This is a genomic window from Rhodobacter sp. NTK016B, assembly GCF_017303295.1.
Taxonomy (GTDB): Bacteria; Pseudomonadota; Alphaproteobacteria; order Rhodobacterales; family Rhodobacteraceae; genus Pararhodobacter.
The window spans coordinates 73,091-90,538 of sequence record NZ_JAFKOK010000004.1 but is presented as its reverse complement, the minus strand read 5'-3'; the positions used below and the strand labels follow the sequence as shown (position 1 = coordinate 90,538).

Genomic DNA, 17,448 nt, shown 5'->3' with positions numbered 1-17,448 from the left:
CGGAACGGGCCTTTCAGTGGCTCGAAGCCGCGGGCGCGGCCTCGGAAGCGGTTTCGTGGGACGCGTCGGTCACGGCGTGCAGCGAGGTCGCAGCCTCGGGCACGATGCCGTTCGCATCGTTATAGCTGGCGACAAGCGCCTCGGTCGACGGCGAGATCACATCGAGGATCAGCGCGGGGTAGACGCCAAGCAGCAGCGTCATCACCACCAGCGGCGCGAACATCAACTTCTCGCGCAAATCCATGTCGGTGATGGATTTCAGGCTGTCCTTGATCAATTGCCCCCAGATCACCCGGCGATAGAGCCAGAGCCCGTAGCCCGCCGAGAAGATCACGCCCGTCGCGGCGACAGCGGCAACCCAGGTATTGACCTGGAACACGGCCATGAAGGTCAGGAATTCACCGACGAAGCCCGAGGTGCCCGGCAGACCCACATTCGCCATGGTGAACAGCATGAACACCGCCGCGTACATCGGCATCCGGTTCACCAGCCCGCCATAAGCGTCGATATCGCGGGTATGCATGCGGTCATAGACCACGCCCACCACGAGGAACAGCGCGCCCGAGACGAAGCCGTGCGACAGCATCTGGAAGATCGCGCCGTCGAGACCCTGCTGATTGGCCGCGAAGATCCCCATCGTCACGAAGCCCATATGCGCGACCGAGGAATAGGCCACCAGCTTCTTCATGTCGTCCTGCACCATCGCGACGAGCGAGGCATAGACGATGGCGATAGCCGACATCCACAGAACCAGCGGCGCAAGAATTTCGGAGCCCACCGGGAACATCGGCAGCGAAAACCGCAGGAAGCCGTAACCGCCCATCTTCAAGAGCACCGCCGCCAGCACGACAGACCCCGCGGTCGGTGCCTGAACGTGCGCGTCGGGCAACCAGGTATGGACCGGCCACATCGGCATCTTCACCGCGAAGGAGGCGAAGAAGGCAAGGAACAGCAGCGTCTGCGCCCCGCCCGCGATCTGCCAGCCCAGCAGCGTGATCGGGCCTGCGTCGAATTCGTAGCTCAGCAGCGTCGGGATGTCGGTCGTACCGGCCTGCCCGTACATGTAGATCATCGCCACCAGCATCAGCACCGAACCGATGAAGGTATAGAGGAAGAACTTGAACGCCGCGTAGATCCGGTTCTTGCCGCCCCAGATGCCGATGATCAGGAACATCGGGATCAGGCCAGCCTCGAAGAACAGGTAGAACAGCACCATATCCAGCGCCACGAACACGCCGATCATCAGCGTTTCGAGCAGCAGGAAGGCGATCATATATTCCTTGACCCGGTGCGTGACGTTCCAGCACGCGCCGATGGCAATCGGCATCAGGAACGTGGTCAGCAGCACGAAGAGAACCGAGATCCCGTCGACGCCCAGCTTGTAGGTCAGGCCCATGATCCAGGCGTGTTCTTCCACGAACTGGAAGCCGGTATCCGACGGGTCGAAGCTGAACAGCAGGATCAGCGAGATGGCAAAGGTCGCGAGCGTGGCCACCAAAGCCAGCCATTTCGCGTTGCGTTGCGCCACTTCGTCCTCGCCGTGCAGGAAGACAGCCGCGATGAGGGCTGCCGCCGCGGGCAGGAAGGTGATGATGGACAGAAGGCTCAGCATCAGTGCGCCCCTCCGGTGAGCGTAACATAGGTCACCAGCGCCGCGATGCCGATGACCATGGCGAAGGCGTAGTGGAAGACATAGCCGGATTGGGCACGGGCATAGAGACGGTTGAGCATCGGCATGACGCCCATCGACAGACCGTTAAGGAAGCCGTCGATCGTGTTGCCGTCGCCGCGCTTCCAAAGGAAGCGACCGATGGCAAGCGAGGGACGCACGAAGATAGCGTCGTAGATCTCGTCGAAATACCACTTGTTGAGCAGGAAGCGGTAGAGGATCGGCTGGTTCTCGGCCAGATCCTTGGGCAGACGCGGGTTCACGATGTAGAACAGATACGCCAGACCCAGCCCCAGCAGCATCGCGATGAAGGGCGCCACCTTGACCCAGACCGGCGCCTCATGCGCGTTGTGGATCGTGTGGTTCGACTCGAGCATGGCGACGGAATGGCCGAAATACTCGTGCACCGCCTCGTGCGAGCCGAAGAAGGGCTCGTACCAGATCATGCCCGCGAAGACCGCGCCAAGCGCCAGAACACCCAGCGGGATCACCATGACCCACGGGCTTTCATGCGCGTGGTCGTGCGTGTGGTGATCGCCGCGCGGCGCACCGAAGAAGGTCATGAAGATCAGGCGCCACGAATAGAACGCGGTCATCGCCGCCGCGATCACGAGGAACCAGAAGGCATAGAGCGACCCGCCGCCGAAAGCGCTTTCGATGATCGCGTCCTTCGAGATGAAGCCCGCGAAGCCGAAATGCGTCAGCGGGATACCGACGCCAGTGATCGCCAGCGTGCCGATCATCATCGCCCAGAAGGTATAGGGCATCTTGTGGCGCAGCCCGCCATAGTTCCGCATGTCCTGTTCGTGGTGCATCCCGTGGATGACCGAACCGGCGCCGAGGAACAGCATCGCCTTGAAGAAGGCGTGCGTCAGCAGGTGGAACATGGCGACCGAATAGACGCCCACGCCCGCCGCCACGAACATGTAGCCCAGCTGCGAACATGTCGAATAGGCGATCACGCGCTTGATGTCGTTTTGCACCAGCCCCACGGTTGCCGCAAAGAACGCGGTCAGGGCGCCGATGAACACGATGAACATGCGCGTGGTCTCGGCATATTCCATCAGCGGCGACATGCGCGACACAAGGAACACGCCCGCCGTCACCATGGTTGCCGCGTGGATCAGCGCCGACACCGGGGTCGGACCTTCCATCGCGTCGGGAAGCCAGGTGTGCAGGAACAGCTGCGCCGATTTACCCATCGCGCCGATGAACAGGAAGAAGCAGGCGACGTTCAGTGCGTTCCAGTCGGTCCACAGGAAATGGATCGATTGCTGCGACATTGCCTCGGCACCGTGGAAGATGTCGTCGAACTGGACGGAATCGGCCATGAAGTAGAGCATCATGATGCCGATGATGAAGCCGAAATCGCCCACCCGGTTGACGATGAACGCTTTCATCGCCGCAGCCGAAGCCGATTGCTTTTTCCAGTAGAAGCCGATCAGCAGGTACGAGGCGAGGCCCACGCCCTCCCAGCCGAAGAAGATCTGCACAAGGTTGTCGGCGGTCACCAGCATCAGCATCGCGAAGGTGAAGAGCGACAGATAGGCAAAGAACCGGGCGCGGTAGGATTCGTCCTCCGTCCAGTTCTCGTCATGGGCCATGTAGCCGAAGCTGTAGAGATGGACGAGCGCCGAGACCGTGGTCACGACGATCAGCATCACCGTGGTCAGCCGGTCCAGCCGGATCGCCCAGTCGCCCACCAGCGTACCGGAATCGATGAACCGCAGGATATGGATCGATGTCTCGGCCCCGTCATAGGTCAGGAAAGTGATCCACGATAGCAGCGCCGACAGGAACAGCAGCGCCGTGGCGATCACCATGCCGGTCTTCTCGCCGATCATCCGCCAGAACAGGCCGCAGATGATCGCGCCGACCAACGGAGCAAAAAGAAGCGTCGTCGCCATGCGCTTTAGCCTTTCATCACGTTGACGTCTTCGACGTCGATCGTGCCGCGGTTTCTGAAGAAGGTCACCAGAATGGCAAGGCCGATAGCGGCCTCGGCAGCGGCGACGGTCAGGACGAACATGGTGAACACCTGCCCCACCAGATCCCCGAGGAAGCTGGAAAAGGCCACAAGGTTGATGTTCACGCTGAGCAGGATCAGTTCGATCGACATCAGGATGACGATCACGTTCTTCCGGTTCAGGAAGATGCCAAAGATCCCGATGACGAACAGCGCCGCCGCCACGGTCAGGTAATGTTCAAGTCCTACCATTCTCGTCCCTCCGGGCTTGTCACCCGTTAAAATATCCGTTTGCCACCAGCAGGGCGGTCACCACCCCGACAATGACGGCAGTCCAGCTCGCGGCGTTCAATCCGTCCCCGTGGCCGCGCAATCACAGCCGCCGACACCGCCTTCGCCCATGCGCGACAGCGCGCCGACATCCATCGACCTGTCAGCCATCTGCAAGAGCGAATAACTCGTCTCCGAGGTCATCATCTCTTCGAACCGTGCCAAAACCGCATCGGCCACGGACGCATCGGCCCGAAGCGCCAGAAACTGGCCGCTTGGGCAATGGTTCAGTAGCTGAAGCGCGCCGCCATTATTGGTGCGCACCATGGTCGTCACGAAGCCGCCACCCCGCGCCTGAGGCCACGCGTCATAGACCCGACCGGGCCGCCGCGCGCCCTGTGCGGGCGTCAGGACGTCGAGCGTTTCGAATTCGACCACGCAGGGCGCATCGCTCGCCTGCGTATCGCCCGTCTGCGCGCCAGCCGGCGTCGCGGCCCCCGCCGCAAGCGCCAGCGCCACGGTCGGAACCCGCAACCCGGCAGAGAGGATCCGCATGCCCATCACAGCCCCTGCCCCGGTTTCACATCTTTCAGCTCCATCGCCTTGGCCGGATCGCGCCACATCTGCTGCAGCACGTTCTGACGCTTGACGTCGGTGCGGTGCCGCAGCGTCAGCACGATGGCCCCGATCATCGCCACCAGCAGGATCAGGCCCGAAAGCTGGAACAGGATGAAATACTGATCGAACAGGATCAGACCCAGCGCACGGGCATTGTCGACCTGCGCCAGATCCGGCGTCACCGCCTGCCGCAGCCCCGGCGCGCCCTCGGCCGTCGACCATGCGCCGTACAGAAGCGTGAGCTGCATCAGGATCACCAGCCCGACCAGAGCGGCGAGCGGGAAATAGCGCGTCATCTCGGCCTTCAGCTCGGCGAAGTCGATATCGAGCATCATCACCACGAACAGGAACAGCACCGCGACCGCCCCGACATAGACGATCATCAGAAGCATCGCGAGGAATTCGGCGCCCAGCAGCACGAACAGCCCCGCCGAGGACAGGAAGGTCAGGATCAGCCACAGCACCGAATGCACCGGGTTCTTGGCCGTCACGACCAGAAGGCCCGCGATCACCGCAACGACGGCGAAGGCGTAGAAGGCAAAATCGGCAACGCTCATGCGTCCTTCTCCTTGGTTTCCGCGAAGACACCCTGGGCCAATTCCAGCGCCTTCTGCATGGCGGGCAACCCGCCGAACATGCTCATCTGCCAGATCACCTCGGCGATCTCGCGTTCCGTGGCGCCGGCTTCAAGCGCGTGGCGCACGGTCATTTTCAGTTGCGGCTCGGCCTGCGCGCCCAGAACCGTCAGAGCGGCGATCGAAACCAGAAGCCGCGTCTTGGCGTCGAGCCCTTCGCGGTTGAAGGTCCGACCGAACCACATCTCCATCATGTCCTTGGACATGGTGGGGATCATCTTCTCGAAACCCGCCAGCGACATGGTTTCCAGCGCCGGATTAAAGGCCCGCATCATTTCCTGCGAGCTTTCCATCATCTGCTGGAACATCTTGGTATAGGCTTCGGTCATCGGGTCCTCAGCGATAGGGCGCGTCGAGTTCGAGATTGCGGGCGATCTCGGCTTCCCAGCGGTCGCCGTTGTCGAGAAGTTTCGCCTTGTCGTAGAACAGCTCTTCGCGGGTTTCGGTGGCGAATTCGAAATTCGGCCCTTCGACGATGGCGTCCACCGGGCAGGCCTCCTGACAGAAGCCGCAATAGATGCACTTCGTCATGTCGATGTCGTAGCGCGTGGTGCGGCGCGAGCCGTCTTCGCGCGGTTCGGCATCAATCGTGATCGCCTGCGCGGGGCAGATCGCCTCGCACAATTTGCACGCAATGCAGCGCTCTTCGCCATTGGGATAACGGCGCAGCGCGTGCTCACCGCGGAAACGCGGGCTGAGCGGCCCCTTCTCATGCGGGTAGTTCAGCGTGGCTTTCGGCTTGAAGAAATACCGCAGCCCGATGCCGAACCCTTTGAAGAAGTCGACCAGCAAGAAGTATTTGACGGCACGGGTGACGTCGACGGTCATGGATCAGCCTCCGATCGCCCAGCGGGCCCAGAAGCCGCCAAGCACCTCAAATTTCGCAAGGAACGCCACCAGAACGACCCAGCCAAGCGACATCGGCAGGAACACTTTCCAGCCGATACGCATCAGCTGGTCGTAGCGGTAGCGGGGAACGATGGCCTTGACCATCGAGAAGACAAAGAACGCGCCCAGCATCTTGATGACCATCCACCAGATGCCATCGGGCAGGCCCGGAATGGGCGACAGCCAGCCGCCGAAGAACAGAAGCGAGATCAGCGCGCACATCAGCACGACTGCGACCAGCTCGCCAATCATGAACAGCAGGAAGGGCGTCGACGAATACTCGACCTGATAGCCCGCCACCAGTTCCGATTCCGCTTCCGGAAGGTCGAAGGGCGGGCGGTTGGTTTCGGCCAGCGCCGAGATCAGGAACAGGAACATCATCGGCAGATGCGGGATGAAGTACCAGTTCAGCAGCCCGTAATCGCCCCGCTGCGCGTTCACGATGGCGGTCAGATTCATCGAACCCGTCGAGATGATTACGCCGATGATGATCAGGCCGATCGACACCTCGTACGAGATCATCTGCGCAGCCGAGCGCAGCGAACCGAGGAACGGGTATTTCGAGTTCGACGCCCAGCCGCCCATGATCACGCCGTACACTTCGAGCGACGAGATCGCGAAGATATACAGGATCGCCACGTTGATATTGGCCAGAACCCAGCCGTCATCGAACGGGATCACCGCCCAGGCGGTCAGCGCGCAGACCAGCGTCACCATCGGTGCCATCAGGAAGACGAAGCGGTCGGCCCCGGCGGGGAAGACGACTTCTTTCACGATGTACTTGATGAAGTCGGCAAAGCTCTGCAGCAGGCCGAAGGGGCCCACCACGTTGGGCCCCTTGCGCATCTGCACCGCCGCCCAGATCTTCCGGTCGGCATACATCAGGAAAGCCAGCGCCACCAGAAGCGGCACGACGATCAGCAGAACCTGCCCGACGATCAGCAGGAACATCCCGAAATAGTTCGTTGTAAAGAATTCAACCATGGTTCGTCCTCAGACCGTCGGTATCCCCTGCTCGGTGCAATCGGCAACCGTCACTTCGGCGTCGATCGTCCGCGACCCCCGTGGCAGAGCGGGCGAGACGGTATAGACCGCATCGGCTTGCCAGAGGGTTCCCTCGTTTCCTGTTGTCGTGCGCACATGGCGCGCGAAGCCCATGCCGCGGATCAGCGCATATTGCGCCGCCGCGCAGCGGGCATAGGCGATGACGTCGGATGCGTCGCGCGCATTGTCCATCGTCACCACGAAATTCACCAGATCGCCTTCCAGCAGGTAGGTATTCACCCCCCGGTACACGGCGTTCTCGGGCGCGCCCATGCCCGTTTCCCCGGGCTGCGGCGTCGAGGCGACGCAGCCCGCCAGCGCCGACACAAGCAGCGCGATGGGAAACGAGGACCAGAGGCGCAGGCGCATGCATCACTCCGCCGCCATCGACGGCGCGTTGCGCGCCGCCGCCGCCGCGCTGAGTTCGGCCATCAGGCTCGACGCGCGGGCGATCGGGTTCGTCAGGTAGAAATCCTTGACCACGGGGCGGAAAGTCGCGTCGCCAAGGCTGTCCTTGGCCAGCGGCTGCCAGTCGTTTTCGGGCACCTCGTCGATGAATTCCAGATGCGGCACGGCCTCGATCAGCGTGCGGCGCAGCTGGTTCAGGCTGTCCCACGGCAGCACCTGACCGCATTCGGCCGACAGTGCGCGCAGGATCGCCCAGTTTTCCTTGGCCTCGCCCGGCGCGAAACCGGCGCGCAGGGCCAGTTGTGGGCGGCCTTCGGTGTTGACGAAAATGCCGCTCTCTTCGGTATAGGCCGCGCCCGGCAGGATCAGGTCGGCGCGGTGCGCGCCCCTGTCGCCATGGCTACCCTGATAGATCACGAAGGGACCCGCATCGATGTCGAGTTCATCAGCGCCGAGATTGTAGATCACATCCGCCCCGTCGGTCGCCGCCAGCAGCCCGCCTTCGGTCACGGCGCCCACATCCAGCGCGCCCACGCGGCCGGCGGCAGTGTGCAGGACCAGCATCTTGCCCGACAGCGCCTGCGCGGCGGCGATGACGGCAAGGCCATCGGCCTCGGTCACGGCGCCCTGCCCGACGATCACCAGCGTGCCGTCTTCGACCTTGGCGTTCGACAGCGCAGCGCGGTCGGTGCCGAGATGCTCGTATTCATAGGTCAGGTCCGCTGCCGGGCCGATCAGCGACACGGTGGCACCATGCGTCCAAGCGCGGCGAATGCGGGCGTTCAGCACCGGCGCCTCGTCGCGCGGATTGGTGCCGATCAGCAGGATGTGCTTGGCGGTGTCGATATCCTCGATCGCGGCATTGCCGACATAGGCCGAACGGTTGTCGCCGGGCACCCGCGATCCGTCGGTGCGGCATTCGACCGAACCACCCAGAGATTCCACCAACGATTTCAACGAGAACGCCGCTTCGGTCGAGACCAGATCGCCGACCAGCGCCGACAGTTTCTTCGCGCCGCGCATCTTTTCGGCGGCAAGCGTCAGCGCCTCGCCCCAACCCGCTTTGCGCAGCTTGCCGTTCTCACGGATATAGGGCGTGTCCAGACGCTGGCGCTTCAGACCGTCCCAGATGAAGCGGGTCTTGTCGGAAATCCATTCCTCGTTCACGCCGTCATGGTTGCGCGGCAGGATGCGCATCACTTCGCGCCCCTTCACATCGACGCGAATGTTCGAGCCAAGCGCGTCCATCACGTCGATGGTCTCGGTCTTGGTCAGTTCCCACGGGCGGGCGGTGAAGGCATAGGGCTTGGACACCAGCGCGCCGACCGGGCACAGGTCGATGATATTACCCTGCAGGTTCGAGTTCAGCGTCTCGTTGAGATAGCTGGTGATCTCGGCATCCTCGCCACGGCCAGTCTGGCCCATCTGCATGATGCCGGCCACTTCCGAGGTGAAGCGCACACAGCGCGTGCAGGAGATGCAGCGCGTCATATGGGTTTCGACCAGCGGCCCCAGATCCAGATCTTCCGAAGCCCGCTTGGGCTCGCGGTAGCGCGAGAAATCGACGCCGTACGCCATCGCCTGATCCTGCAGGTCGCATTCGCCGCCCTGATCGCAGATCGGGCAATCGAGCGGGTGGTTGATGAGCAGGAACTCCATCACCCCTTCGCGCGCCTTCTTGACCATCGGCGAGTTGGTCTTGACGACCGGCGGTTCACCATCCTTGCCGGGGCGCAGGTCGCGCACCTGCATCGCGCACGAGGCGGCGGGCTTGGGCGGGCCGCCGACGACCTCGACCAGACACATCCGGCAATTCCCCGCGATCGACAGACGCTCGTGATAGCAGAAGCGGGGCACCTCGATGCCCGCGACTTCGCACGCCTGGATCAGGGTCATCGCGGGATGAACCTCGACCTCACGGTCATCGATGATGATCTTGCGGAGATCTGTCATGGCTTACCTTGTTCTCATGAGTTGACCGGCGGGCGAGCCGGCTGCCATCTCGGCGCGCCCGAGGGCGCAATAGGTTTCGGCGTCACCTTCGACGACGCCATTGGCCTCGTAATAGGCGCCGACTTCCGAGCGCAGCCGCGCCTCGGTGGAATCGGCAGTCTGGAAGGTGCGGATCTGGCGGCGCGAATAGCCATAGGCGCGGGCCTGATTGTAGAGCCCGAAGATATAGCTGGTGGCCGCGATCCGGCGGGGTTCGATGCTGTCGCAATTGTTGTCGATATCCCACGCCATGGCGAGTTGGAACAACCCGGCCCAAAGCTGCGGATCGGCACCGAGCGTCGCGTTGACTTCGTCCTGGCTGACCTCCTGCGCGGCGGCGGGGTAGGCAAGGGCAAGAGTGGCGACAGCGAGGGCTGTTTTCAGGGTTTTCATGCGAAGTCCTTTGCTTACGCGCCAATCGGCGCGCGCGGACCCTAGCATGACCGCCCGCAGGGATGCGTTCACAGACCCGCGCTTGCGGCAGCGATCCGCCGACGCGCGGCGGCGCGGCAGATCGTGCAGGACAAGGGCGGGTTGCAGCGACATCGCGGGTTACTCGGCTGCCGTGAGCGACACGCGGCCGCCCTTGTGGATACGGATACGATCTTCGATCTCGTCGCGGAAATGGCGGATCAGACCCTGGATCGGCCAGGCTGCGGCATCCCCCAGCGCGCAGATCGTGTGGCCTTCGACCTGCTTTGTCACCGACAGCAGCATGTCGATTTCCTCGACCTCGGCCTCGCCCTTCACCAGACGGTCCATGACGCGCATCATCCAGCCGGTGCCTTCGCGACACGGCGTGCACTGACCGCAGCTTTCATGCTTGAAGAACGCCGACAGCCGCCAGACGGCTTTGACCACGTCCACCGACTTGTCCATGACGATCATGCAACCGGTGCCGAATGAGGACTGGTTCTCGCGCATCCAGTCGAAATCGAATATCGCGTCTTCCAGCTTGTCCTTGGGCAGGATCGGGCAGGACGCGCCGCCGGGGATGATCGCTTTCAGATTGTCCCAGCCGCCCCGGATGCCGCCGCCATGCTTCTCGATGATCTCGCGCACGGTGAGCGACATCTGTTCTTCGAAAACGCAGGGCGTGTTCACATGACCGGTCAGCCCCATCAGCTTGGTGCCCGCGTTGTTGGGCCGACCGAAGCTGGCAAACCAGCTGGCGCCGCGCCGTAGGATGGTGGGCACGACGGCGATGGATTCGACGTTGTTCACGGTCGTGGGGCAGCCATAAAGGCCTGCGCCCGCCGGGAAGGGCGGTTTCATGCGCGGCATACCCTTCTTGCCTTCGAGGCTTTCGATCAGCGCCGTTTCCTCGCCGCAGATATAGGCGCCCGCACCATGCGCGAGATACAGGTCGAAATCCCAGCCCGACCCGGCAGCGTTCTTGCCCAGCATGCCCTTGTCATAGGCTTCGTCGATCGCGGCCTGCAGCGCCTCGCGCTCGCGGATATACTCGCCCCGGATGTAGATATAGGACGCATGCGCGCCCATCGCGAACGAGGCGATCAGCGCGCCTTCGATCAGCGTATGCGGATCGTGGCGCATGATCTCGCGGTCCTTGCAGGTCGCGGGCTCGGATTCGTCGGCGTTGATGACCAAATAATGCGGACGGCCATCGCTTTCCTTGGGCATGAAGGACCATTTCAGCCCCGTCGGGAAGCCCGCACCACCCCGGCCACGCAGCCCGGAATCCTTCATTTCCTGAACGATCCAGTCACGCCCCTTGGCGATGATCCCGGCCGTGTCGTCCCAATGGCCACGCGCCATCGCGCCCTTGAGCGAACGATCGTACATCCCGTACAGGTTGGTGAAGATCCGGTCCTGATCCTTCAGCATCGCCTATTCCTTGTTGTTCCGGCGCGCGCGCCAGACCCCGAATAACAACCACAGCGCCATCGCGAAGCTGGCCATCGCGGCCAGATCGAAAAAGGCGAGCGTGCGCTGGGACCAGCCCAGCTCTTCGCCGAGCGCCAGAACCAGCAGCCACACGATCCCCGTGCCGGCAATCAGGAACGACGCGAAGCGTCCCTGCTTGGCCAAAGGTTGTTGGGTGTTGCGGGTCATGGCGTCCTGTCGGTCCCGTTTCATTGCGTCAGTACACGTCGCCCTTGTCGACGCGCTTGGAGAATTCCGTGTCTTCGCCCGCCGCCAGTTGCTTGGCCTGTGCAACCCATTCGTCGCGCGTCACGCGGCCCTTGAAGCCTTCGAGATTGCTGTCGACCCAGGCGATTTCCTGCGGCGTCCAGTTGGCGATCTGGTCGAAATGGTAAAAGCCCATCGAATTGCAGAGCTGTTCCAGTTTCGGACCGATCCCCTTGATCCGCTTGAGATCGTCAGCCCCGCCTTCGCGCGGCGCGTCGAGCGCCTGCGGACGGGCCTGTTCGGTCTCGGCACCGTTCTCCGCCCCGTTGTCAGCACCGTCATCCGAGGCTGCGGTCGCAGCCGCCGCCGCTTCGGGCTGAGCGGGTTTCTGACCGGCTTTCTCGGCGGGGATCACGTCGCGGGTGTCTTCGACCGGCGTCTTGATCTCGTTCGGGGCACCGCCCAGCCGCGAGGAAACGGGCTTACCGTTCGAGACGGGCTTTTTCGCGTTCTTGTCGCTGCGGTCCAGCCACGGCGTCAGCAGCGGCACTTCGGTGCCGTCGATGCGCTTGATCGTGTCGCCCAGTTCCAGAGCATTCGCCACCGAGGCGTTGTGCTCTTCGACCCGGTCACCTTCGGTCAGCACGACGGGGCCGCCCTTGGCTTCCGAGCTGAAACGCCCGTTCTGCGGACCCGGCGTCGGCACGCGGCCGGCGGCGAGTTCATCGAGGATCCAACCGAGTTTCTCGGCGGTCAGGTCTTCGTAGTAATCTTTGCCGATCTGCACCATCGGCGCGTTGGCGCAGGAACCGAGGCATTCCACCTCTTCCCACGAAAACTTGCCATCCGACGAAAGCTGATGCGCGCCCGGCGCGATCTTGTCGCGGCAGACGCCGATCAGATCCTCGGCGCCGCAGATCATGCAGGTTGTGGTGCCACAGACCTGAATATGCGCCACCGAGCCGACCGGCGAGAGCTGGAACATGAAATAGAAGGTCGCGACTTCCAGCACGCGGATATGCGCCATGCCCAGCATGTCGGCGACATATTCGATCGCCGGACGGCTGAGCCAGCCTTCCTGTTCCTGCGCGCGCCACAACAGCGGGATCACCGCCGAGGCCTGACGCCCCTCGGGATACTTGCTGATCTGGCCCTTGGCCCAGTCCAGATTGGCGGGCGTGAACTCGAAGCTCGCGGGCTGTTCGTGATGCAATCGACGCAGCATCAAAGGGCTCCTGACTGGCACCGGCGCTGGCCGAAAGCCAGAACCGGACGGGACCCGCGCGCGAACACGGGCAAGACTTGGGGATGACAGCTCATTCGCCGGCCCCCTCTTCGGTGGCACCCTCGTCACCTGCGCCGTCCTGGCCGGGCATCGGGGGCATTTCGGGCATCGCGTGACGCTCGTTCCAGGTTGCCATCAGCGCAGCCAGCGTCGGCGCGTCCTCGGCCGGATCGCCGTTGCACAGATCGTCCGAAAGCTGCAGCTCGGTGCCGTCGTCCGACACCGTCGCCAGTTCGCCGTCGAGCAGCACCGCAACGATGTCGCGCGTCGAGACCGGCGTGAAGCCCAGAGGCGGCAGCGAGGTCTGAGCGGCCTCATCGGTCAGCGTGCAATCCTGTTCGCGGATCGCGGCGATCAGCTCGGCGCCGCGCTCGGGCTCGAATTCGGGCACCCACGGCTCAAGCGAGGCTTCCTGCCGCGCGAACGCCTCGACGATGATCTCCATCGCCGCATCGCCTTCGGCCTCGCACAGCACGGGGGCAAGGGTCAGCGTTTCGTTGTCATCGGACAGCCCGACGAGACCGGCCGCGAAAAAGGTATCGACGAAAGCCTGCACCTCGACCGGGTCGAGTTCGAGCGGCGACAGCGCGGCTTCGGCCTCGCTCGCGTGCATGGCGCATCCGTTGGTCCGCAAAGCGTCAACGAAGATCCCCGCACGCTCGGGCGTGAAGGCCGCGGCGGGCAGCGCCGCGAGAAGCGACAGCGAGGCCGCGAGAAGGGCCGGTTTGGTGAAGGTCAACGGTCCACCTCGCCGAACACGATGTCCATGGTCCCGATGATCGCGGCGACATCGGCCAGAAGGTGGCCGCTGGCGACATGGTCCATGGATTGCAGATGCAGGAATCCCGGCGCGCGCAGTTTGGCGCGGTAGGGTTTGTTGGTGCCGTCGGCGACCAGGTAGACCCCGAACTCGCCCTTGGGGGCCTCGACCGCGGCATAGACTTCGCCGGCGGGGACGTGGAAACCCTCGGTGTAGAGCTTGAAATGGTGGATTAGCGCTTCCATCGAGGTCTTCATCTCGCCGCGTTTCGGCGGCGTGATCTTGCCCCGGGCCAGCACGTCGCCCTGCCCGTCCGGCGCCCGCAGCTTGGCGATCGCCTGCCGGATGATCGAGGTCGATTCGCGCATCTCCGCCATGCGGACAAGGTAGCGATCATAACAATCGCCGTTCTTTCCGATCGGGATCCGGAAGTCGAATTCGTCATAGCATTCGTAGGGTTGCGAGCGGCGCAAATCCCAGGCAAGGCCCGAGCCGCGCACCATCACGCCCGAATAGCCCCATTGCTGGATCTCTTCTTCGGTGATCACGCCGATATCGGCATTGCGCTGTTTGAAGATCCGGTTCTCGGTCAGCAGCGTGTCGATATCGTCAAGGACGCGCGGAAAGGCTTCGGCCCAGGCCTCGATATCGTCGATCAGCGCAGGCGGCAGATCCTGATGTACGCCGCCGGGACGGAAGTAAGCGGCGTGGAAGCGCGCACCGCAGGCCCGCTCATAGAAGATCACAAGCTTTTCGCGTTCCTCGAAGCCCCAGAGCGGCGGCGTCAGCGCGCCCACATCCATGGCCTGCGTGGTGACGTTGAGCAGGTGGTTCAGCACCCGGCCGATTTCCGAATACAGGACCCGGATCAGCGAGGCCCGGCGCGGCACCTCGACACCCGTCAGCTTTTCGATGGCCATGCACCACGCATGTTCCTGGTTCATCGGCGCGACATAATCGAGACGGTCGAGATACGGCAGGTTCTGCAGATAGGTGCGGCTTTCCATCAGCTTCTCGGTGCCGCGATGAAGCAGCCCGATATGCGGGTCGCAGCGCTCGACGATCTCGCCGTCGAGTTCCAGAACAAGCCGCAGCACACCGTGGGCCGCCGGGTGCTGGGGCCCGAAGTTGATGTTGAAATTGCGGATTTTCTGCTCGCCCGTCTGGGCGTCAGTGAATCCTTTCGATCCGTCCATCATCGCTGCAACCTCCGTCGCATCCTTAAGCCTTCCCGCCTCATGCCGATGCCGGCGTGGTGGCGAAGCGGTCGTGCCATTTCTCGGGCACAGCCTCATCACCCACCGCCTTGCACACGGCGTCGTATTGCGGGCGCAAGAGTTCCGTCAGACGCGCGATCTGGTCGGGGCGCATCGTGGCGTCCTGACCGACATTGCGCGCGTCGACCAAGTCAAGTTCCTCGCGCTCGAGCCCGAGGAAATCCTGTATCCCGTCCACCGTGTCGCGCTGGAACAGGGTCTCGAAAAAAATCACCTTGCGCCGCCCGGCGGGGACCGAGGCGCTCAGGCAATCGAGCGTGCGGGCATAATCGCTGCGCTGCCAATGCCCGCCCGCCGGAACCTCGATCCATGTGTCGAGCAACTGGCGGCAGGCCTCTTCGAAGCTGAGATCATGCGCGGCAATCGTAGCCGCCTTGGGTCCGGCCTTGGGCCCGCGCGCATCGTCGACGCGCATCCGCACCGAGGACCAGAACCGCGCCACAGGCTCGCGCAGGATGAACAGAAAGCGGGTATCGCCCAAGCCCGCCATCGCGCGAAACGCCTCACCCGGCAGGAAGGCATAGGCGGGCGTCGTGTCGACGGCCACTTGCCCCGGTTTCACGCCCTTCGAGACGACCTCGACATAGCCCCGATGTGTCAGGTCGTGTTCATCGACCGCCTGCTGCAGACGGCGTACGCGCGCAGCCTCGCCCGGCTTGCCCTTGGCATCCAGCGTGGCCAGACGACGGCGGCGCATCTTGTCGCCGATCTGTGAGGGCCCGTAGATGCCGTCGAAATAATGCAGCTCTTTCATCGGCCCGGTGCGGGTCATGGAATGGTGCCGCAACACGTCGTGCAGCCAGCTCGTCCCGGCCTTCTGCGCGCCGACGCACAGAAAGAGCGACACACCGTCCGGCAGGCGGGCGGTGGTCGGGGCGTTGCTGCTGGCCGCGCTCTGGCTCATCCCTTGGCCCTTTCGTCGCCGGGCAGGATGTATTCGGCGCCTTCCCAGGGCGACATGAAGTCGAACTGGCGGTATTCCTGCACCAGTTTCACGGGTTCGTAGACGACGCGCTTGGCGGCCTCGTCATAGCGGACCTCGACATAGCCGGTGGTCGGGAAATCCTTGCGCAGCGGATGGCCGCGGAAGCCGTAATCGGTCAGGATCCGGCGCAAATCTGGATGGCCCGAGAACAGGATCCCGAACATGTCGAAAACCTCGCGCTCGAACCAGTTGGCCGAGGGATGCTCGGTCACGATTGAAGGAACCATCTCATCCTCGCGCACGGCGGCTTTCACGCGGATGCGCTGGTTCCGGTACATGCTGAGAAAGTGATACACCACGTCGAAGCGCGCACGGCGCTGCGGGTAATCGACGGCGGTTATATCCACCAGCGTCGAGAACTTGCAGGTCTCGTCGGTCTTCAGGAAGCGCACGAAAGCGGGCAATTCCGACACGGCGACGGTGACGTTCAGTTCGCCGAACGCGATCTCGCTTTCGACAATCGCCTCGCCCTGCTTGGCGCTGATGTAATCGGCCAGTTCGGTCATGGACATGGCTGTCTCCTCAGCGGATCAGGGTGCCGGTGCGGCGGATCTTCCGCTGCAGCTGCAGGATACCGTAGAGCAGCGCCTCGGCGGTCGGAGGGCAGCCGGGAACGTAGATGTCCACGGGCACGATCCGGTCACAGCCGCGCACCACCGAGTAGCTGTAATGGTAATACCCGCCGCCATTGGCGCAGGACCCCATCGAGATGACGTAACGCGGCTCGGGCATCTGGTCGTAGACCTTGCGCAGCGCCGGCGCCATCTTGTTGGTCAGCGTGCCCGCCACGATCATCAGGTCCGACTGGCGCGGGCTGGCGCGCGGCGCGGTACCGAAGCGTTCAAGGTCATAGCGCGGCATCGAGGTATGCATCATCTCGACGGCGCAGCAGGCCAGACCGAAGGTCATCCAGTGCAGCGAGCCGTTGCGCGCCCAGTTGATGATGTCGGCGGTCGTGGTCAGCAGGAAGCCCTTGTCCTGCAGCTCGGAATTCAGCGCCTGCGTCGCGTGTTCGCGGTCGGCCCCGGCGGTATTGGCTCCGGTCATCACTCCCATTCGAGAGCCCCTTTCTTCCATTCATAGGCGAAGCCGATCGTCAGCACGCCAAGGAACACCATCATCGACCAGAACGCGACCATGCTCAGATCACCGAAGGCCACGGCCCAGGGGAACAGGAAGGCGATTTCGAGATCGAAGATGATGAACAGGATCGACACCAGATAGAAGCGCACGTCGAATTTCATCCGCGCGTCGTCGAAGGCGTTGAACCCGCATTCATAGGCCGAGACCTTTTCCGGGTCGGGATTGCGCACCGCAATGACCATCGCCGAGAGCATCAGCACGAGGCCAAGCGCGATGGCGATTCCCAGAAAGATGATGATGGGGAGATAATCTCGGAGGAGGTCGTCCAAGGGTGGCTCCTTTTGGCGTCCGCAAGGTCGGTCGCAGCTCAAGTTGGCTCGTTGCCCCGTTTACTCCCGCCTCGGTCGCGGGTCAACCGAGGGGGGCCTAATGCAAGGGTCTGATTTTACGCTTTTCGGCCCCGGCATGCGAAGG

20 protein-coding genes are annotated in these 17,448 nt (G+C 63.3%); all 20 read right to left on the bottom strand.

Annotated elements, in window-relative coordinates:
- Window positions 1-13: 13 nt before the first annotated feature.
- Window positions 14-1,612: an NADH-quinone oxidoreductase subunit M gene (locus tag JI664_RS06595; protein ID WP_207012939.1), complete on the bottom strand. Its 1,599-nt coding sequence runs from the start codon at window positions 1,610-1,612 to the stop codon at window positions 14-16.
- Window positions 1,612-3,576 carry an NADH-quinone oxidoreductase subunit L gene (nuoL, locus tag JI664_RS06590; RefSeq protein ID WP_207012938.1) on the bottom strand — a complete coding sequence of 655 codons (1,965 nt, stop codon included), beginning with the start codon at window positions 3,574-3,576 and terminating at the stop codon, window positions 1,612-1,614. The genes JI664_RS06595 and nuoL overlap by 1 nt, the downstream gene beginning before the upstream one ends.
- A 5-nt stretch (window positions 3,577-3,581) precedes the next feature.
- The gene (gene nuoK / locus JI664_RS06585) at window positions 3,582-3,887 is read right to left on the bottom strand and encodes an NADH-quinone oxidoreductase subunit NuoK (RefSeq protein WP_109531988.1); all 306 of its coding nucleotides are present in this window, start codon (window positions 3,885-3,887) and stop codon (window positions 3,582-3,584) included.
- Between the two features lie 96 nt (window positions 3,888-3,983).
- Window positions 3,984-4,466, bottom strand: coding sequence for a hypothetical protein (locus JI664_RS06580; protein WP_207012937.1), 483 nt, complete (start codon window positions 4,464-4,466; stop codon window positions 3,984-3,986).
- Window positions 4,466-5,080, bottom strand: a complete 615-nt coding sequence (locus JI664_RS06575) for an NADH-quinone oxidoreductase subunit J (protein ID WP_207012936.1) — start codon at window positions 5,078-5,080, stop codon at window positions 4,466-4,468. Before JI664_RS06575 ends, JI664_RS06580 begins: the two co-directional genes overlap by 1 nt.
- Window positions 5,077-5,487, bottom strand: coding sequence for a carboxymuconolactone decarboxylase family protein (locus JI664_RS06570; protein WP_207012935.1), 411 nt, complete (start codon window positions 5,485-5,487; stop codon window positions 5,077-5,079). Before JI664_RS06570 ends, JI664_RS06575 begins: the two co-directional genes overlap by 4 nt.
- Window positions 5,488-5,494: 7 nt before the next feature.
- The gene (gene nuoI / locus JI664_RS06565) at window positions 5,495-5,986 is read right to left on the bottom strand and encodes an NADH-quinone oxidoreductase subunit NuoI (RefSeq protein ID WP_109531985.1); all 492 of its coding nucleotides are present in this window, start codon (window positions 5,984-5,986) and stop codon (window positions 5,495-5,497) included.
- 3 nt (window positions 5,987-5,989) lie between these two features.
- The gene (nuoH, locus tag JI664_RS06560; protein WP_207012934.1) at window positions 5,990-7,030 is read right to left on the bottom strand and encodes an NADH-quinone oxidoreductase subunit NuoH; all 1,041 of its coding nucleotides are present in this window, start codon (window positions 7,028-7,030) and stop codon (window positions 5,990-5,992) included.
- Window positions 7,031-7,039: 9 nt separating this feature from the next.
- Window positions 7,040-7,459 carry a hypothetical protein gene (locus JI664_RS06555; protein WP_207012933.1) on the bottom strand — a complete coding sequence of 140 codons (420 nt, stop codon included), beginning with the start codon at window positions 7,457-7,459 and terminating at the stop codon, window positions 7,040-7,042.
- Between the two features lie 3 nt (window positions 7,460-7,462).
- The gene (gene nuoG, locus JI664_RS06550) at window positions 7,463-9,451 is read right to left on the bottom strand and encodes an NADH-quinone oxidoreductase subunit NuoG (RefSeq protein ID WP_207012932.1); all 1,989 of its coding nucleotides are present in this window, start codon (window positions 9,449-9,451) and stop codon (window positions 7,463-7,465) included.
- Window positions 9,452-9,454: 3 nt separating this feature from the next.
- Window positions 9,455-9,883, bottom strand: coding sequence for a DUF5333 domain-containing protein (locus tag JI664_RS06545; protein WP_207012931.1), 429 nt, complete (start codon window positions 9,881-9,883; stop codon window positions 9,455-9,457).
- A 159-nt stretch (window positions 9,884-10,042) separates the two neighbouring features.
- Entirely contained in the window at window positions 10,043-11,338 is a 1,296-nt protein-coding gene (gene nuoF, locus JI664_RS06540; protein WP_207012930.1) for an NADH-quinone oxidoreductase subunit NuoF, read from the bottom strand.
- A 3-nt stretch (window positions 11,339-11,341) separates the two neighbouring features.
- Window positions 11,342-11,566, bottom strand: coding sequence for a DUF5337 domain-containing protein (locus tag JI664_RS06535; RefSeq protein ID WP_207012929.1), 225 nt, complete (start codon window positions 11,564-11,566; stop codon window positions 11,342-11,344).
- A 28-nt stretch (window positions 11,567-11,594) separates the two neighbouring features.
- Window positions 11,595-12,809: an NADH-quinone oxidoreductase subunit E gene (locus tag JI664_RS06530; RefSeq protein ID WP_207012928.1), complete on the bottom strand. Its 1,215-nt coding sequence runs from the start codon at window positions 12,807-12,809 to the stop codon at window positions 11,595-11,597.
- Window positions 12,810-12,900: 91 nt separating this feature from the next.
- The gene (locus JI664_RS06525) at window positions 12,901-13,608 is read right to left on the bottom strand and encodes a hypothetical protein (RefSeq protein ID WP_207012927.1); all 708 of its coding nucleotides are present in this window, start codon (window positions 13,606-13,608) and stop codon (window positions 12,901-12,903) included.
- Window positions 13,605-14,825, bottom strand: coding sequence for an NADH-quinone oxidoreductase subunit D (locus JI664_RS06520; protein WP_207012926.1), 1,221 nt, complete (start codon window positions 14,823-14,825; stop codon window positions 13,605-13,607). The genes JI664_RS06525 and JI664_RS06520 overlap by 4 nt, the downstream gene beginning before the upstream one ends.
- Window positions 14,826-14,865: 40 nt before the next feature.
- Entirely contained in the window at window positions 14,866-15,810 is a 945-nt protein-coding gene (locus JI664_RS06515) for a sulfotransferase (RefSeq protein WP_207012925.1), read from the bottom strand.
- Window positions 15,807-16,397, bottom strand: coding sequence for an NADH-quinone oxidoreductase subunit C (locus tag JI664_RS06510; protein WP_414707724.1), 591 nt, complete (start codon window positions 16,395-16,397; stop codon window positions 15,807-15,809). The genes JI664_RS06515 and JI664_RS06510 overlap by 4 nt, the downstream gene beginning before the upstream one ends.
- 16 nt (window positions 16,398-16,413) lie before the next feature.
- Window positions 16,414-16,947 carry a NuoB/complex I 20 kDa subunit family protein gene (locus tag JI664_RS06505; protein WP_207012923.1) on the bottom strand — a complete coding sequence of 178 codons (534 nt, stop codon included), beginning with the start codon at window positions 16,945-16,947 and terminating at the stop codon, window positions 16,414-16,416.
- Entirely contained in the window at window positions 16,938-17,303 is a 366-nt protein-coding gene (locus tag JI664_RS06500; protein WP_207012922.1) for an NADH-quinone oxidoreductase subunit A, read from the bottom strand. Before JI664_RS06500 ends, JI664_RS06505 begins: the two co-directional genes overlap by 10 nt.
- Window positions 17,304-17,448 lie beyond the last annotated feature (145 nt).

Coding starts and splice junctions, on each gene's coding strand:
- JI664_RS06595 (WP_207012939.1), bottom strand. CDS start 1,612: ATGCTGAGCCTTCTGTCCATCATCACCTTCCTGCCCGCGGCGGCAGCC.
- nuoL (WP_207012938.1), bottom strand. CDS start 3,576: ATGGCGACGACGCTTCTTTTTGCTCCGTTGGTCGGCGCGATCATCTGC.
- nuoK (WP_109531988.1), bottom strand. CDS start 3,887: ATGGTAGGACTTGAACATTACCTGACCGTGGCGGCGGCGCTGTTCGTC.
- JI664_RS06580 (WP_207012937.1), bottom strand. CDS start 4,466: ATGGGCATGCGGATCCTCTCTGCCGGGTTGCGGGTTCCGACCGTGGCG.
- JI664_RS06575 (WP_207012936.1), bottom strand. CDS start 5,080: ATGAGCGTTGCCGATTTTGCCTTCTACGCCTTCGCCGTCGTTGCGGTG.
- JI664_RS06570 (WP_207012935.1), bottom strand. CDS start 5,487: ATGACCGAAGCCTATACCAAGATGTTCCAGCAGATGATGGAAAGCTCG.
- nuoI (WP_109531985.1), bottom strand. CDS start 5,986: ATGACCGTCGACGTCACCCGTGCCGTCAAATACTTCTTGCTGGTCGAC.
- nuoH (WP_207012934.1), bottom strand. CDS start 7,030: ATGGTTGAATTCTTTACAACGAACTATTTCGGGATGTTCCTGCTGATC.
- JI664_RS06555 (WP_207012933.1), bottom strand. CDS start 7,459: ATGCGCCTGCGCCTCTGGTCCTCGTTTCCCATCGCGCTGCTTGTGTCG.
- nuoG (WP_207012932.1), bottom strand. CDS start 9,451: ATGACAGATCTCCGCAAGATCATCATCGATGACCGTGAGGTCGAGGTT.
- JI664_RS06545 (WP_207012931.1), bottom strand. CDS start 9,883: ATGAAAACCCTGAAAACAGCCCTCGCTGTCGCCACTCTTGCCCTTGCC.
- nuoF (WP_207012930.1), bottom strand. CDS start 11,338: ATGCTGAAGGATCAGGACCGGATCTTCACCAACCTGTACGGGATGTAC.
- JI664_RS06535 (WP_207012929.1), bottom strand. CDS start 11,566: ATGACCCGCAACACCCAACAACCTTTGGCCAAGCAGGGACGCTTCGCG.
- JI664_RS06530 (WP_207012928.1), bottom strand. CDS start 12,809: ATGCTGCGTCGATTGCATCACGAACAGCCCGCGAGCTTCGAGTTCACG.
- JI664_RS06520 (WP_207012926.1), bottom strand. CDS start 14,825: ATGGACGGATCGAAAGGATTCACTGACGCCCAGACGGGCGAGCAGAAA.
- JI664_RS06515 (WP_207012925.1), bottom strand. CDS start 15,810: ATGAGCCAGAGCGCGGCCAGCAGCAACGCCCCGACCACCGCCCGCCTG.
- JI664_RS06510 (WP_414707724.1), bottom strand. CDS start 16,397: ATGACCGAACTGGCCGATTACATCAGCGCCAAGCAGGGCGAGGCGATT.
- JI664_RS06505 (WP_207012923.1), bottom strand. CDS start 16,947: ATGGGAGTGATGACCGGAGCCAATACCGCCGGGGCCGACCGCGAACAC.